Origin of the sequence: Schaalia turicensis, assembly GCF_019380255.1 — a bacterium.
Lineage (GTDB): Bacteria > Actinomycetota > Actinomycetes > Actinomycetales > Actinomycetaceae > Pauljensenia > Pauljensenia turicensis_A.
On record NZ_CP048928.1, the window covers coordinates 207205 to 224098 of the forward strand.

General features: G+C 57.1%; 15 protein-coding genes. 10 read left to right on the forward strand and 5 right to left on the reverse strand.

The genetic code is table 11. The features are described 5' to 3' along the window. Positions 1-97: 97 nt before the first annotated feature. Complete coding sequence (locus G5S47_RS00905; protein ID WP_040318497.1) at positions 98-589, reverse strand: inorganic diphosphatase; 492 nt, start codon at positions 587-589, stop codon at positions 98-100. Between the two features lie 107 nt (positions 590-696). On the opposite strand from G5S47_RS00905, the gene G5S47_RS00910 reads away from it, so the two are divergent. The 10 genes from G5S47_RS00910 to G5S47_RS00955 all read left to right on the forward strand — a co-directional run bounded on the left by G5S47_RS00910 (position 697) and on the right by G5S47_RS00955 (position 11810). Further along, entirely contained in the window at positions 697-2073 is a 1377-nt protein-coding gene (locus G5S47_RS00910) for a D-alanyl-D-alanine carboxypeptidase/D-alanyl-D-alanine-endopeptidase (RefSeq protein ID WP_103632665.1), read from the forward strand. Between the two features lie 145 nt (positions 2074-2218). After that, complete coding sequence (locus G5S47_RS00915; protein ID WP_181002143.1) at positions 2219-3055, forward strand: hypothetical protein; 837 nt, start codon at positions 2219-2221, stop codon at positions 3053-3055. Continuing rightward, entirely contained in the window at positions 3048-4178 is a 1131-nt protein-coding gene (gene tilS, locus G5S47_RS00920) for a tRNA lysidine(34) synthetase TilS (RefSeq protein WP_219585620.1), read from the forward strand. Before G5S47_RS00915 ends, tilS begins: the two co-directional genes overlap by 8 nt. Positions 4179-4310: 132 nt before the next feature. Further along, positions 4311-4865, forward strand: coding sequence for a hypoxanthine phosphoribosyltransferase (gene hpt, locus G5S47_RS00925; RefSeq protein WP_219585621.1), 555 nt, complete (start codon positions 4311-4313; stop codon positions 4863-4865). 84 nt (positions 4866-4949) lie between these two features. Next, on the forward strand, positions 4950-6929 hold the full coding sequence (ftsH, locus tag G5S47_RS00930) for an ATP-dependent zinc metalloprotease FtsH (protein WP_103632698.1): 1980 nt from the start codon (positions 4950-4952) through the stop codon (positions 6927-6929). Beyond that, entirely contained in the window at positions 6929-7501 is a 573-nt protein-coding gene (folE, locus tag G5S47_RS00935; RefSeq protein WP_219585622.1) for a GTP cyclohydrolase I FolE, read from the forward strand. Before ftsH ends, folE begins: the two co-directional genes overlap by 1 nt. Further along, a complete protein-coding gene (gene folP, locus G5S47_RS00940; protein WP_006680776.1) occupies positions 7498-8325 on the forward strand; it encodes a dihydropteroate synthase in 828 nt (275 codons plus the stop codon). The genes folE and folP overlap by 4 nt, the downstream gene beginning before the upstream one ends. Next, positions 8322-10544 carry a 2-amino-4-hydroxy-6-hydroxymethyldihydropteridine diphosphokinase gene (gene folK / locus G5S47_RS00945; protein WP_219585623.1) on the forward strand — a complete coding sequence of 741 codons (2223 nt, stop codon included), beginning with the start codon at positions 8322-8324 and terminating at the stop codon, positions 10542-10544. The genes folP and folK overlap by 4 nt, the downstream gene beginning before the upstream one ends. After that, positions 10545-11021 (forward strand): DUF3180 domain-containing protein, encoded by a 477-nt coding sequence (locus tag G5S47_RS00950; protein WP_006680778.1) that lies wholly within the window; start codon positions 10545-10547, stop codon positions 11019-11021. It abuts the gene before it with no gap. A 54-nt stretch (positions 11022-11075) separates the two neighbouring features. After that, positions 11076-11810: a hypothetical protein gene (locus G5S47_RS00955; protein ID WP_006680779.1), complete on the forward strand. Its 735-nt coding sequence runs from the start codon at positions 11076-11078 to the stop codon at positions 11808-11810. A 125-nt stretch (positions 11811-11935) separates the two neighbouring features. On the opposite strand, the gene disA is transcribed toward G5S47_RS00955, so the two are convergent. From disA to G5S47_RS00975, 4 genes are all read right to left on the reverse strand, one after another. Beyond that, positions 11936-13006 (reverse strand): DNA integrity scanning diadenylate cyclase DisA, encoded by a 1071-nt coding sequence (gene disA, locus G5S47_RS00960; RefSeq protein WP_006680780.1) that lies wholly within the window; start codon positions 13004-13006, stop codon positions 11936-11938. Between the two features lie 37 nt (positions 13007-13043). Further along, a complete protein-coding gene (radA, locus tag G5S47_RS00965; RefSeq protein ID WP_006680781.1) occupies positions 13044-14414 on the reverse strand; it encodes a DNA repair protein RadA in 1371 nt (456 codons plus the stop codon). Between the two features lie 81 nt (positions 14415-14495). Beyond that, the gene (locus tag G5S47_RS00970; protein ID WP_040318363.1) at positions 14496-15170 is read right to left on the reverse strand and encodes a potassium channel family protein; all 675 of its coding nucleotides are present in this window, start codon (positions 15168-15170) and stop codon (positions 14496-14498) included. 150 nt (positions 15171-15320) lie between these two features. Further along, entirely contained in the window at positions 15321-16853 is a 1533-nt protein-coding gene (locus G5S47_RS00975; protein WP_257878470.1) for a TrkH family potassium uptake protein, read from the reverse strand. Between the last annotated feature and the right edge of the window lie 41 nt (positions 16854-16894).

A 16894-nucleotide genomic window follows, 5' to 3' on the forward strand; every position in this document is an offset into this window, starting at 1 on the left:
TCTGATCGAGGTATCGCAAGGAAGCTCAGAGCATCCAAAAAGAGGGGCGGGAATCGAGTTCAACTCGATTCCCGCCCCTCTTGAGGTTCAGGGAAGGTCAGTGGTCTTCTGCTGCCGTGAGGCGATCATAGGAACGCTGGATTTCAGCTTCGGCGTCTTCACGACCTACCCAGTGAGCGCCTTCAACGCTCTTGCCGGGCTCAAGATCCTTGTAGACCTCGAAGAAGTGCTGGATTTCAAGGCGGTGGAACTCCGACACATCATCGATGTCGGTACGCCATGAGGCGCGCTGGTCAGATGCGGGGACACACAGAACCTTGTCGTCACCGCCCTTTTCGTCGCGCATACGGAACATACCCAGAGCACGGCAACGAATCACACAACCGGGGAACGTGGGTTCTTCAAGCAGAACCAGCGCATCAAGCGGGTCGCCGTCTTCGCCGAGGGTGTCATCGATAAAACCGTAATCATCCGGATAACGCGTCGACGTGAAGAGCATGCGATCCAGACGGATACGCCCGGTCTCATGATCGATCTCGTACTTGTTTCTATTCCCCTTGGGAATTTCGATGGTCACGTCGAATTCCATCATGGTGAGCTCCTTCATCATCGAGATGGTCCTATGGGTGTCGGACCGCCTGCCTGCTACCCGAAACGCTACTGTTGAAACCAGTGTATTTAACCTCGAGGAGATCCATGCGTCACAGGACTGTTGGTGTGATTGTATGCGCTGTAGGCCTAGTTGCGGGTCTTGCTGCGTGCAACAGTGCCGATATTGGTGATAGTGCCTCGTCGGCCGCGCAAACGTCGTCAGATGTGCAAGCGACTCCGATTCCTGGATTTCCCGCTGAACAACCCCAATCCCTCTCGCCGGCAACACTCTCGCAAGGCGCTGAAGTATCTCCTGACACTGTCGCAGCCGCCTGGGCATCTGTCACCCGAGCAGGCAGCGAAGGCCACTACACGACATGGGGAAGCGTCCTTGACGCGCAAACGGGCACAGTTCTGCTGGATGCTGGAGCAAACCAAGGGCACACTCCCGCATCAATCACAAAAGTTCTGACAGCATTTACCGCACTCAACACCCTTGATCCCTCCTCAACGTTGAAGACGCGCGTTCAGCTTCAAGGCTCAGACATCTACCTGTCCTCCGATGGGGATCTACTTCTTGGCGCCGGCCCCTCGAATGCCAGTGAGGTCAATGGGCGAGCCGGCCTCGTCGATCTGGCAAACGAAACCGCGAAGGGGCTGGCCGAAGCTGGGGTGAGCGCAACCACCCTCTACTGGCAAGCCGATCCGTTTGTCGGCCCCGACTATCTCTCAGACTGGATTTCTCAGGGTGCTGGTGAATTCGAGGGACATGTTGGGGCGATGGCCATCGATGCTGGCAGGACAGCGCCTGACGCCTACTCCTTCTTTGCTGACCCCGAAGCGCAAGTCGCGCAGGTGTTCGCGAACGCCCTGTATTCGGCCGGAATCGCGACAACCCTAGGCTCTGTTGCCACTGCCCCCGAAGGGGCGCAGAAGATCGCAGAAATCGACTCAGCAACGGTCGCTGAACAGGTCAGATGGATGCTTCACAACTCTGACAACACGCTTGCCGACCAATACTGTCGATTGAGTGCATCCGCCGCAGGACAAGAGACCTCGTACCAAGGAGCGGCCGCCACTCTTGCCACCACTGTCGCGAACGCGGGGCATCCTATTGACGGGCTGCGCCTAGACGACTGCTCGGGCCTGTCGAGCAACGACAGAATAGCCCCCTACACGCTGGCACATGTCATCCAATCGTCCGTTATGGGGTCGGGTGGCACGGCTGACCTGGTCCGTTCACTGCCGTGGGCCGGCCTTGACGGGACGATGACACGTCGTATGTCCAACTCTGCCGCCTGGGCAAACGCACAGGCCAAGACTGGTTCACTGTCGACGGCTTCGACCCTCGCTGGCATCGTGTCGACCTCCAGCGGGCGACTGCTGGTCTACGTGATCGGCACGGAGAACGTTCCTGACGATGCAGCTGCGAACACTCGTCCCGCGTTGGATAAGTTCGTCGGCGCACTTGCAGCTCTCTGACGCGCCAGGCCGTGTGGCCCTGAGGAGTGATGCCGTAGCTCTGAGACACGCCGGACGTGTGCCCGCACCACCTTTCCTCTATTCGCCCGTGCACGTTTCTCCGACTAAAAGGTCGGGACAGCACTTTCCTTTTAGACTTGGGGGCATGCAGGTACCTTTTGGCGCGTCCGCTATGGCGTCCGTGATGAATGCCTTGTCCTATGCTGGCCCGGCGACTCACTCGTCGAATGCCTATACGTGTGTTGCGATGCTGAAGAAAGCAACCGGGTGGGCAGATCGCAGGCTTGCCAAGTTGACCGGACTAGACGAAGCGGCTGATTGTGTAGTCAATCAGCCGACCTATGTGGTTGATCGTCATACCTTCGCCTCAATGGTCGCCAGGATCTATGACACGTCGATGCCCAACGAATCTCTGATGGATGTTGTCACTGGGGCAAGGATTACCCGCACGCTCACAATGCACGCGACCGCCCTGTGGGATCCGACAACCAGCTCGCGTGTTCTGCTGGCTCCCAACGTTTTGGAACGCACCTACCGCTATTCCTTGGATCAGTCCCAATGGTGTAAGTGGGTCAATATGCATGCGGGTCTCTATGGCGTCATCTTGAGCGCCGCTCCCTTCCTCTGGAAACCGGATGGTGGGCTGGACGTTTTCATTGAACGACTCCTGCTTGCTGACGCTCTTGTCGACGCATGTATGGACACTCTGACGGCAAAGGACCTGTCCTCGGTAGAGTGGTTGCGCAGTCACGGGCCTCGTGTCTCTGTTCGTTCCCTGATTGACTACGTCGGAGTTGGCGAGCCAACCGACGAGAACCAGAACACTCATATGCCTGACAATCCCAGCCGTGACGGTATTGAAGAATTTGCTCGATTCATCATCCACGGTGGGCATTTGCCGCGACTGGTTGAAGACGAAGCGAACGTTCCTTCGGCTCACGAATGCGCAAACCCTGACGTGTGGACTATGCGCGTTGGCTGAAACACCCTCTCTTTCGTCGCGTATCGGCCCAAACCCCGGTGGCGGACTCGGCAGAGTATCGCGTGCCGTCTGGGCGTGTTTGAAGGAATTCCAGCCGGGCTCCGCTGTTGTCATCGGCTTGTCCGGTGGCGCCGATTCGTTGGCGCTCACCTTGTGTGCCCTAGATTGTGCCTCCCGCTTGAGACTCAACATTGTCACTGTGACTGTCGACCACGGAGTTCGCGCGGAATCAGCTGACGAGGCACGTACCGTCGGAGACCTTGCCCGATCCTATGGAGCCGACTCCCGCGTTGTGCGGGTCGCGCTCGCGGATAAAGGAGGTCCTGAAGGTGCTGGGCGCGAGGCGCGTCGTGAGGTGCTCGCGCGGGTGGCGCGTTCCTACGATGCTCCGATTCTGCTGGGGCATACGTTGGACGATCAGGCGGAAACGGTTCTCCTGCGCCTGGGACGAGGCTCGGGAGCACATTCGCTACGTGCGATGCGTCAAGATGCGACCGACCGCGAGGGGATCAGGTGGATTCGTCCCCTGCTACATCTGCGTCGAGCCGACACGATCGCTACCTGTCAGGCGCTTGCAGTTAGCTTTGTTGATGATCCGACGAACTATCCCGATGGTCCTTGGAAAGCCGCCGACGGGTCTCCTCTTCGCCGATCTGCTCTGCGTCACCGTGCGATTCCGCTACTGGGGGAGGCACTCGGTAGTGACCCTGCGCTTGCCCTAGCGCGCACGGCGACCCTTGTGGCGCGTGACGATGATGCTCTGAACCAATGGGCTGATAGAGAGTGGGCGCGCGTGAAAGTGACGCTAGAACGCCCCGCTTCGCTTTCCCCCATCGACGAGGCCACCCACACGTATCCCGCGGCGCACACTCAAACGGTGGCTCTTACAGTCGAACCTTTGAAATCACTTCCGCAAGCTGTCAGAACCCGCATCATTCGACGCTTCCTTATCGAATGTGGAGCTGACGAATCAAAGCTCGCTATGACCCACATTGATCGCGTCGACAACCTTGTCGTGAATTGGCACGGTCAGAAGGAAATTGAGGTGCCCTCACTGGCCATTTTTCGGCTAAAAGATAAAGAAAATGGGGCCAGCCTCGTCCCATTGCTTCGCACTCACTAGCGTCGAACCTCAGTGGCACGTTCGCCCTAAGGTGACAAAGAACGTGATGGATCGCGTCAGGCGGGCACATGTGGCAATCTTGATGGTAGGGCGCTTCTCGAATTGGGGGCGCATTCACGGAAAGAAGATGACGTGGACGCACAGGATATGGGCGACGACCTGCAGGAAATTCTGGTCACGGCAGAGCAGCTTGACCAGCGCCTGAGCGAAATGGCCGCGCAAATTGACGCGGATTATCAAGGCAAAGAAATCCTCATGGTTGGTGTCCTTCGTGGCGCTGTCATGGTGATGGCTGACCTGTCACGCAAACTGCACACTCCGCTGGAAATGGACTGGATGGCCGTGTCCTCGTATGGCAGTGGTACTAAGTCGTCGGGTGTTGTCCGGATCCTGAAGGACCTAGACCACGATGTGAATGGTCGCGACGTGTTGATCGTTGAAGACATCATCGACTCCGGCCTGACCCTTGCGTGGTTGAAGACCAACCTTGAATCGCGTGGCGCGAAGAGTGTGAAGATCGCCACCGCCCTGCGCAAGCCGGAAGCAATGAAGGTTGACGTGGAAGTTTCCTACGTCGGTTTCGACATTCCTGATGAATTCGTCGTCGGATACGGCCTCGACTACGCCGAAAAGTACAGGAATCTGCCGTTCGTTGGAACGCTCAAGCCGTTCGTGTACTCACACTGATCTATCGCATTACTTCAAAGGAAACTTGTGGCTGAAAAGGCAAAGAAGAAGCGAGTTCGCTGGACTGGAATCATCGTCCCTTTCATGATTTTCATGATCGGTGGATGGTTCCTCTGGCAGTACTTCCAACCGCGCGCAGTTGACACGTCCGAGGGCCTCGAAATCCTCAAGGGTGAAACCGTGTCACGCGTTGTCCTGAACGAGGGCACCCAGCAGGTCAACCTGACGCTGACGCAGGACTACACACACGAGGCCACCGGCCTGGGGGATAGGACTCGCAATCTGGGTAAGAACGTCTACTTCACGTACTCGTACACCCAGACCGAAGAGATTCTTACCACGGTCACTGAAAAGGCCCCCGTAAAGGGATGGAACGCCATTCGTCCCCAGGGGTCAGCCATTTCTGCCGTCCTACAGATGGTCATCCCCATCCTGATCCTGATGCTCGCCTTCTGGTTCTTGATGTCCAGATTGTCCGGCTCGCGGATGATGGGCGGATTCGCCCAATCCAAGGCAAAGGAATTTAACCAGGAACGCCCCGACATCTCTTTTGCTGACGTTGCCGGAGAAGACGAGGCCGTCGAAGAACTCGAAGAAATCCGTGAATTCTTGGCTTCGCCTGACAAGTTCCACAAGGTTGGTGCACGCATCCCGCGTGGTGTTCTGCTCTACGGTCCTCCCGGAACCGGCAAGACCCTGCTGGCCAAGGCAGTCGCAGGTGAAGCGCACGCCCCGTTCTTCTCAATCTCCGGTTCGGAGTTCATGGAACTCTACGTCGGCGTCGGCGCATCTCGTGTTCGCGACCTGTTCGAGCGCGCCAAGAAGGCGGCTCCCGCGATCATCTTCGTCGACGAAATCGACGCAGTTGGTCGCCACCGTGGCTCCGGCATTGGCGGTGGCAACGACGAACGTGAACAGACTCTGAACCAGTTGCTGGTTGAAATGGACGGCTTCGACGAGCGTGCGAACATCATCATGATCGCTGCAACGAACCGCCCTGACATTCTGGATCCGGCTCTTCTTCGCCCGGGTCGTTTTGACCGTCAGATCGCTGTTGAAGCTCCCGACTTGAAGGGCCGCGAAGCCATCCTGAAGGTCCACGCCGGTGGCAAGCCCATGACCAACGACGTTGATCTGCGTCAGATCGCGAAGCGCACCCCTGGTTTCACCGGCGCTGACTTGGCCAACGTTCTGAACGAAGCAGCCCTGCTGACAGCGCGCTCGAACGCGGACCTGATCGACAATCGTGCGATTGACGAAGCAATCGATCGCGTGATTGCCGGCCCGCAGAAGCGCACCCGCGTGATGAATGACCATGACAAGGCTGTTACCGCCTACCACGAGGGTGGTCACGCACTCTGCGCCGCAGCGTTGCGCTATACCGACCCAGTCACGAAAGTGACGATCCTGCCGCGTGGCCGCGCGCTCGGCTACACCATGGTCATGCCGACCGAAGACCGCTTCAACCACACGCGCAACCAGCTCCTCGATGAACTGGTGTACGCAATGGGTGGTCGCGTAGCCGAAGAACTCATCTTCCGCGATCCGTCGACGGGCCCGGCAAACGACATCCAGCAGGCCACCAAGACCGCACGCGCTATGATCACTGATTACGGTATGTCTGAGCGCGTGGGTCTGGTCAAGCTCGGCACCACCGACACCGAAGCTTTCGGTCACGGCGGTGGCTCTGAAGCTCGCCCCTACTCTAACGAGATGGCTGGCATCATCGACGATGAAGTTCGCCTACTCTTGGATGGCGCTATGCGCGAAGCATGGGAGATTCTGACCAAGAACCGCGATGTCTTGGACACCCTTGCCCAGCGCCTACTGGACGAAGAGACCCTGGATGAAGCTCAGCTTGCTGAAATCTTCAAGGATGTCGTTAAGCAGGATGAGCGCCCCGTTTGGAACTACGGTGCAGATGCCGCTATTGAAGGTGCTCGCTTAGGTAACCCCGTGGGTATTCCCTCGGCTCAGACTCCCACTGCGCCGGCCCAGCAAGCTGACCGTGTTGAAGAGGCCCCGGCCTCGTCCACGAACGAAAGCCAAGCAGGGGAGAACTGATGGCGTACGACGCGGCCGGCGTGGAAAAAGCGTCGCGCGACCTGCTGATTGCGATCGGCGAGGACCCGACGCGCGAAGGTATGGCAGGTACTCCTGAACGGATGGCGCGCGCATGGCGTGAAATGCTCTCTGGCTTGGAAGAAGATCCGCGCGACTACCTGCGTACTCAGTTTGAGGCGGGAACGGACGAACTTGTCCTAGTCCGCGACATCACCTTCCACTCTATCTGCGAACACCACCTGCTCCCCTTCTACGGTCGTGCACACGTCGGTTATATTCCGTGCGGTGGCAAGGTCACTGGCCTGTCGAAGCTCGCACGTGTCGTCGAAGGCTACGCGCGTCGCCCTCAGGTTCAAGAACGCCTGACCGCGCAGATCGCGGACGCCATCGACGAGGTCCTTTGCCCCCAGGGAGTCATCGTCGTTATCGAAGCAGAGCATATGTGCATGTCCATGCGCGGCATCACGAAGCCCGGGTCTTCCACCGTTACCAGTGCACTGCGCGGAATCATGAATGACGGAACGACACGCGCTGAGATGATGGCTCTCGTCCTTGGAGGTGATCGTTCGTGAACCTCCGCGGTCCGCTTCTGCCTGATGGCCGTACGCTTGGGGGCGAAAACACGCTGGTCATGGGCATCCTCAACGTCACTCCCGACTCTTTTTCAGACGGCGGGAAATGGGCGCACGTGGATGCCGCGATCGAACATGCGCACCAGATGATCGCCGAAGGGGCTACGCTGGTCGACATTGGTGGCGAGTCCACCGCTCCCGGGTCAACGCGGATCGATACGGACGAAGAGTGGAAACGCATTGGTCCCGTCGTTTCATCGCTGGCTGAAGATGGGATCGTTTGCTCGGTTGATACGTTGCACGCTGTGAGCGCGGTGCGTGCCATGGAAGCTGGGGCGCTGATCATTAACGATGTGTCCGGTGGTGGCTGGGATCCGCAGATGCTCTCGGTTGTTGCGGATACGAAGGCAGGTTTCATTCTTCAGCACTATCGTGCGCTTCCCGGAATGCCTGGTGAACACTTCGACTACGGCTCCGACTTGATGGCAACACTGTCGGAGCGTCTGATGCACCAGGTTGATCTGGCTCTGGATGCCGGCGTGAGTGGCGATGCAATTGTCATTGATCCCGGTCTCGGATTCTCGCTGACGAACGAACAATGCTGGCAGATTGTGCGTTCTCTAGGGGAACTGACCGCACTGGGCTACCCTATTCTTATCGGCGCGTCCCGTAAGCGTTTCATCAAAGCGACTGGGCGGGACATGGACGAAGAAACTGGTCGGATCAGTGTGACGTGCATGCGTAACAGTGTGTGGGCGGTTCGCGTTCACAACGTTGGCTTGAATGTTGCCATGATGCGTGAAGGAAATGAGGAAACGCGATGAGCTCGCCGCTTGACGTCATCACTTTGCGTGGTCTGTACGTTGAGGCTGCTCACGGTGTATTTGACTTCGAGCATGACGCGCCCCAGCCGTTTATCGTCGACTGTGCCCTGTGGGTGGATACGTCCGCTTCCTCATCGTCAGATGATATCGCCGACACTGTGTCGTATGCGCTGGTCGCGGATGAAATCACGTCGATTGTTTCAGGTCCCTCCGTGAAGCTGATCGAGACCCTCGGTAATGCGATTGCGAGGCGTCTTTTGCGCTTGGCTCACGTCCTCGGCGTTGAAGTGACGGTTCACAAGCCCCAGGCCCCGCTTGAACAGCCATTTGTGGATGTGTCGGTGACGGTTCGTCGCGGGCAGGTTCCGCTTGCTGTGCCGTCATCTGCATCTTCCTCTCCTGATGTGTCCGCGTCAGCTGGCGTGTTAGATTCTGCCCGGGATCGTTCCTTTATCGACGAGGTCGGCCACCCCGGCTCAGTCGCTACTGGCGGTGAGATGGCCGATGATGATCGGCTCGCGAACCTGAGCGAATCGGCGTCTGTCGTGGACACGGATTCTTCTTCGTCGCGACCTTCGGCTTTGGTTCCTGTCCTTGCCCTTGATTCCGAGGTAGACGAGGTAGCCGATCAGGGTGAGGATTGTCCGGCATCGCCCGTCCGAGTGGTCTTGGCATTGGGTGGAAATATTGGTGACGTGCCGTCAACCTTCGCTTCGGCAATCGAAGCGTTGATTGATGATGCGCGTTTCGACGTTGTGAACGTATCGCCGATCCTACGCACACTTCCTGTTTTGAACGAGAACCAGGAGCCGCAGAGTGACTACTGGAATGCTGTCGTACTGGTTGATACAGATTTGACCCCGCGCGAGGTCCTCGACGTTGCCCACGAACTTGAGGACGCAGCTGGGCGCGAACGTAGCGAGCACTGGGGTGCGCGCACGCTGGACATTGACATTGTCGATTACGCGGGTATTTCATACGACGATGGCGTGCTTGTTCTTCCGCATATTCGCGCGCATTCTCGTGCTTTTGTTCTCGCTCCTTGGCTGATGGCTGATTCTTCGGCCCAGCTTGATGGGGTGGAAGTTGAAAAGCTTTTCAACGATGCCTCGGACAAAGATGGCATCATTGACGCGGTTGAAGATTGGCTGATGGACCCAGCGTCCGTGATCGCTGAGTCGGATGAGTGTCTGAATGCTACTTCGTCTGCTCGTGTCTCTTCGATTGTGGATCTCGAAGAGACACGTTCGGCTGACGCGATGCCTGAATCGGAGTCTGAGCTTCGGCAGGACTCTGCTGTTGGCGTTGATGCTGAGTCTCAGACGCCACGTGTTCCGAGCTTGTATGACTTGGATCTGTCGGATCTGTCAGTCGCGTTAGCTGCTCCTCCGACTCTTGAAGGTGAAGAGACTCGTCTTGACCGTATGCCGGCTATCTCTCGCGTGAATCTGCAACCGGATAAGGGAGCAGATGACAAACTCTGGAACGCGTTGTGGGCCAAGTGGTCGCTGATCCGTGCCGACGAGGCCTTAGAAACCGTTGCTGAGCAGGACGAAGCTGACACTCAGTACCAGGAAGAATCTGGCGATATCGTCGAGGTGCCTGAGCTGGACGTTGATAATCCGGTGATGCTTGATCAGGACAACTTGGTCGAAGGGAACGAAACAGAATCGGAATCGCCCGTCGAGATGAGCGACGAGGCTTCTATTCCTCCTAACGTGGATGCGCAGGAAGAATCTGTTGCGGATGCTGATGCAGACGTTCATGACGACGAAGAAACATCAGCGGGTGAAGAGGCTGGCCGGGAGTCAGAACCTGTTTCCAAGTCGACGTCTTCCCATCGTCTGCAGGGGTTTGGACGCTCACTGAAGTGGTTCCCACTGTTCCCGCGTGACGAAGCCCAAGAACTGAACCCGACCGAAGATCGTGTGCCTGAAAACGCTCGCAAGGGTGAGGTTCGGCCGATGTCACGTGCTCTTCCGAGTTGGGATTTCGCTCATCGTGAGGTACGTATTGTTGACGAACCAAGCCCCGTCGATGCTCTTTCGTCATCTGGGGCCGTTCAGCGACGTTCAATCGTTGATCCTCAGCTACCGGCAGATGCGCTTCGCGGTCCGATCGATGACTCTGAAGTAACGAAGACATCGATCATCCGCAAGCTTGTGGTTCGTCCCTCTTCAACTGGACACATTCCACTGACTAAAGATCAGGGTGAGTGAATGAAACCCGTTTCGTTACCTCGTCTGATTGGGTACGCAATCATTGCGTTGCTCTTGGTGGGCGTGATCGGAATGGGTGTTGTCATCATGGGTGGCACTCCACTTGAAGTCACTCCGATGATCATGGTGCTTGAACTTTTCCTTGCGCTCATGCTGATCTGGTCGGGTATTCATGTGAAGCGCTATCTTGCTCACCGTAAAACCTGGGTGAACGCGCTCAATGCGTTGCGTATCGCCGTGGCAGCCCGCGCCAGCGCGTATGTTTCATCAATCGTCACGGGTACGCTTATCGCTCTCATGCTCATTTCGATGGCACGTATTGGGGCTCCAGCAATGGTTGCCAATGCTGTGATTTCTGGGTTGAGCGCCGTTGCGGGAATCATTTGGTGTGTGTGTGCGGTTATCGTTGAACGCTGGTGCGTCATCGATGCTGACGATGATCCGGAGCATCACAGCCCGAATGTCAGCCCCGCCTGATTCGACGAACCACACGTTTTTGCCTGCTTTTACTTCATAAGGAGGAATTCGGCGATGGGCTCATCTTCCACAGCACCTCGGCCTCAGCCTGCGAAGAAGCGCGTGAAAAAAGTGAATCTCTGGCCGCGACGTATCATCACGGGCACGGGTCTTCTTCTGATTATTGCTCTGCTTGGGTGGGGCATCTATTCGCTCGTCATGATGGCAACGGATGCAACGAAGAAGCAGGTGGAAGGACCTCAGTCGATTTCGGTATACACCGAAGAGACGGTGCAATCTGGTGATGGTGAGATTCGTCTTCGCTCAACCGATAAGGTCACCAAGGATGGGATTATTGCTGCCGATGATTCGGTGACGATCCCTCGCTGTACTTCGGCCGCGATTAAGTATCAGGCATCGACGACGGATACGAACGAGGGCGCTGGCGAGGAAGTCAGTGTTATCGTGAAAAATGAGGGAAATATTTCCTGCTGGACAACCTTCGGGCAGGTTTCACTCAAGATCACCAGTGGTGACCAGCTGATTTATGATTCAGCGCAGTGTTCTGCGTTCGATGAGACGGCGACGAAGCTGGTATTGGCCCCTGACCTTGAATGGGCTACCAGTATCACGTGGGATGGGCGTCATCACTTAGGCGGATGCGTTGAGCTTGCTGAGGGGGAAGAAACCAGTTCGGCACCGGTTGCCGCTGCGGGAACCTATAACGCTCAGCTGTATGTGGGAGCTCGCTCGGTAACGGATAAGAGTGCGTTTGTTGTGATTGCCCCCGAACCGGATCCTGCTGCGTAGGGCTCAGCAGGATCGTCGAGCCTGAGAAAACCTCGCAGAATGAACTGAAGGTGAAAAGTCTGTCGGTTCAACAGTTACTTCGCCAGAGGGCTTATGCAGTTTGGAGTAGTGCTCAATTCGAAGAATTACCAGCCGACAATTCCGTTTGCGGCAACCTGGGCTTGGTGTTCCAAACTGTCGCGAATCAAGCGTGCGCGGTAGGGGCCGATTCCTTCGATGCTCTGGAGTTCGTCCACGGAAGCTCCACGTAGAGATGCGAATGAATCCCAGTGGGTGGTCAGTTCTTTGATGACGCTCCACGGAAGATGCGGAACCAACGACAGCGAACGAATACCACGAGGTTGGATCTCACGGTCGAGGTCAGCGACCTCAAAGACGGACAGGCCAAGAACGTTAGCGATTACTGCCAGGTCGACGAGCTTTTCACTGGGCATATCCGACAGATGCTTTTCGACCGAAGCAACATTTGCTTGATCGCGAATGTAATCGCGCATCACCAGCGCACGTTCGGATGCGGAGCCTCGGATCAGATCATCAAGCTGCAGCGCAAGTAGTCGACCTTCCGAACCGAGTTCTTCAAGATAACCATTAATTTCGGATGTGATCCTGCGGATCATTTCCATGCGCTGCATAACGGTTGCGACATCACGAACGGTCGCAGAATCGCGCATCTCAAGAACGGTCAGAGTCTGGAGGACCTCGTCAAGACGCTGCGAGTAGCGGTCCAATGTGTCGACGGCCAGGTTTGCGCGTGCCAGCAGAGATTCAGGCTCTTCAACCAAGTGGTGATGAGGTCCAACGTAGATGGAAATCATGCGCATCGACGCCGAGAGTGACAGGACAGGCAAGTGTGTTTGGCGGGCGGTACGCTGAGCCGTGCGGTGGCGCATACCGGATTCTTCCGTCGGAATCGACGGGTCTGGAAGTAGCTGGACGTTCGCCTTTCGGATCTGCCAGTTGTTTTTGTCCAAGATGACAGCGCCGTCCATCTTGCAGAGTTCGCGAAGACGCGAGGCGCTGAAAGGAATATCGAGATCGAAGCCGCCCGAACACATGGCTTCAATTTCAGGCGTGTATCCGAGCACGATCAACGCCCCTGTGTGCGAACGCTTAATGCGTTCAAGTCCCTCGCGGAGGTCTGTGCCTGGAGCAACAGCCTGCAGGGCTTCACGGAGAGTTACGGAATCGTCGGTCATCGCTCGGGCCTTCCTTTATCGAGCATCTATTGAAATTTTACGGGAGACCAACACGAATGGCTGTTGAAAGATCAGAGACGGTGAACACGGTCATTCCCTCGATTGGTGGCAAATCTTCGCTTCCCTGTGCGGGAATGATCGCCGTTGTGAACCCCAGACGAGCGGCTTCCGTGAGGCGACGCCCAAGTCCGGTGCATGCTCGGATTTCTCCGGTTAAACCGATTTCACCCATCGCAACGAGTGACTCCCGTGGGGGAGTGCCCTTAAAAGCCGAGATGATCGCAATGGCGGTAGCAAGGTCAATGGCGGGCTCAGTTGTCTTGGCTCCACCAACGGTTGAGGCATACACGTCTAAGGAAGACGAATCGAGTCCCAATCGCGATTGTGCCACCGCCAAGATCATCGAAACACGCGAATGGTCGACGCCCGATGTTGTGCGCCGGGGAGATCCACCCGCGCTGGGGGCAAGAAGAGCTTGAATCTCGATCGGCATGGGGCGTCGGCCTTCAAGCGACACGGTCGCGCACGATCCTGGGACATCACGCGACGTCTGTGACAAGAACAATCCGGAAGGATCCGGCAGAGCGCGGATCCCAGAATCGATCAGTTCAAAACAACCGACCTCGTCAGTTGGTCCGTAGCGGTTCTTGACTGCCCGCAATAGGCGTAGGCGTGAATGGCGTTCGCCCTCAAACTGACACACCACATCCACAAGGTGCTCAAGGACGCGAGGGCCGGCGATCCCGCCGTCTTTTGTTACGTGACCAACCAGAAGAATCGGCAGGTTTCGTTCCTTAGCCAAGCGAATCAGCCCAGCGGCAACAGCGCGTACCTGCGCGACACCACCCGCGCCACCATCAACCTGTGGAGACTGAATTGTCTGAACCGAATCAACCACCAGAAGCGAAGGAGAAGTCGCATCCACGTGCCCCAAAATGGTCGGCAGAGAATTGTCGTCGGCGAGCAGAAGATCATTGTGAATCGCTCCAATGCGTTCTGCGCGAGCCTTCACCTGCGACGATGATTCTTCACCCGTGATGTAAAGAACCGGCCCCTTTTTCCCTGAATCCCGCGCGGCGCGTGCGGCAACGTCTAAAAGAAGTGTTGATTTGCCAACGCCCGGTTCCCCGGCAAGAAGGATCACCGCACCGGGAACAATGCCCCCACCCAAGACGCGGTCGACTTCCCCCACCCCTGTTGGACGAGACTGGGCTTGAGCAGAATCAACGTCAGCAATAGGTCGGGCAAGAACCCTGGGTGCAACCGGCGTGGCAACACCAGCGATGGCGCCACCCGCGCTGGCCTCTTCCACTGTTCCCCACGCCTGGCACTCGCGACACTGGCCGACCCATTTGGGTGAAGTCCACCCGCAGTCGGTGCATCGGTAGCTGATCTTTTCCTTAGCCATAGGACAACGCTACAGCCCACCGTGTAGAAACCCGATTGCAATTCCACATGACGTGGTGCAACCCGCTGAAGTGATGCGACTTTATGGACGGTTCGCGAAGTACTCCAGAAGGCGCGCATCGCCCGATACGATGATGACGTCTTCGGGATTAATACGGGTCGTTGCATCGGCGTACTCGAACGGCATTCCCGGCCTGAGTAAGCCGAGCATATTCACGCCATACCGGCCTCGTAGATCCAGATCGGCCAACGTAAAACCGTGCACTTCCTTTGGTGGACGCAACTTCATAATCGCGAAGCCGTCCTTCTCCATCTCGATGTAGTCGATCATGCGACCACCAACGAGGTGAGCCGTGCGCTGGCCGGCATCAAACTCGGGATAGATGACGTGATGAGCGCCAATACGACGCAGGATTCGACCGTGTTCACGCGAGGTTGCCTTCGCCCAAATCGACGGCATCCCCATGTCAACCAAGTTTGCTGTGATGAGCACGGACGCTTCCAAGGACGAGCCGACGCCAACCACGGCAGCGCGGAAATCGCGAGCACCTAGCTGTTCAAGAGCCTCGATACTCGTTGCGTCGGCCTCCACCAGTGGGAACCTGCCGGCGAACGCCTGAACGCGAGCGGGGTTCTTTTCCACTGCCAGGATCTCGTATCCCAGCTTGTCGAGTGTGACCGCAACTGCCGACCCGAAACGACCCAATCCGATAGCCAGGGTGCCGGACGAAAGGTCCTTGATGTCATCTGATGCCATGGCGCAATTATGCCCTGTTTTTGTTTCCAATGGGTATGGGGCAGGGAGGCCGCGGCGTGGGCGGGCAGAGAGGTGGCCGTTCGCACCAAGCGACGAGGCCGGCCACACCTTCGCGGCCCTCTTTTCCCCGGTGGCCGATCATGCACAACGTTAGCCGATAATTGGGCGTTCCTCGGGCATGCGGATCACGCGAGAACGCTCACGAAGAGCCAGAGCTGCAGCAACCGTCATCGAACCCGTTCGGCCGGCAAACATCAGGGCAATCAAGACATACTTCGCTAGTGGAGGCAAAGTCGCCGTAATGCCTGTCGACAAGCCAACTGTTGCGAAGGCAGAAATTGTTTCGAACAGAATCGTGTCCAGCGAATAGTTTGTCAGGCTCAGCAAAATAACAACGGAAACGGCCACCATTGCCAGCCCCAACAGCGAGACGGCAACAGCAAGGCGGACAACCGACGGAGCAATGCGACGGCCAAAGGTTTCGATGTCCTGATCACCTCGAGCCTCGGCGATAACGGCGAGTACCAAGATGGCGAAAGTCGTCACCTTCACGCCACCGGCCGTCGATGCGCTGCCACCACCGATCATCATCAAGATGTCTTGAACGAAGTGCGTCTGCGGGCGCATCACCCCAACGTCAACCGCGGATAATCCCGAGGAACGTGTATTCACACCGGATAACAACGCATTCAAGATACGACTGGGAACAGGCAAGGCTCCCAGCGTCTCCGGGTTTGTCCACTCCGTCAATGCGAAAAGGACAGCGCCAATGAAGATCAAGGACACGTAGACCGACAGGGTCAGCTTCGTGTGGAGCGCCCACTTTTGCGGGGTGCGCCAACGGTGAGCAAGATCCTGGATGACGGGGAAACCAATGGCGCCGGTGAAGGTACCTAAAGCAATCGGAGCCAGCATCCACCAGTCGGAAACGTGGGGAGCAAGCCCACCAACTAGAATCACGAATCCCGCGTTATTGAACACTGAGATCGCCATGAAAAGCGCTTCCCATAGCGAGTGAAGAACGCCTTCACCCATGGTCAGGAAACGTGGCAGGAAAACCAGGAAAAGAAGCAACTCGCCCACAAGTGAGGTTGCGATAACAGCCTTCAACAGCCCCGTGATTTGGCCGAGGCCGTCGGACTTTGTTTCCTGGGCGGCTAGCATTCTTTGTGTCAAACCCAGGTGACGTGAAACGGCAAAACCGAGGATCGACGCCAGGGTCATCACGCCCAAGCCACCGATCATGATGCCCATTGCAATGACGACCTGACCGAACACTGTCCAATGGGTGGCTGTATCAACGGTCGTTAAACCTGTCACACACACGGCAGAAACCGCGGTGAAAAGAATGTCAACGAACGATGCCGAACGCGTTGACACGGACGCAAAAGGTAAGCAGAGAAGCCCTGTGATGACCGCAATGATCAGAGCGAAAATGCCCAGAGCCAGACGCGCCGGCGAATAGCGGGCCTGAGAAACAAACCACGCACGGAACTTGTCCATCCGAGTGGTTTCTTTTTCGTGAGCCAAGGGGCGCGTGGACGCTGAGTGTGTCGCCAGGGACTGGTCTGCGTATTGCACAAGAGGGGTAGCGGCGAAGTCATCGGAGTGCGACGAGCGTTCAGACGATGCGGAATGCTTTCGCCTTATCGACACAACACTCGCCCCCCTATCGCTTGGCATTCCATGATTCCTTGCCACGCTACCACCCCACTATCACCAAA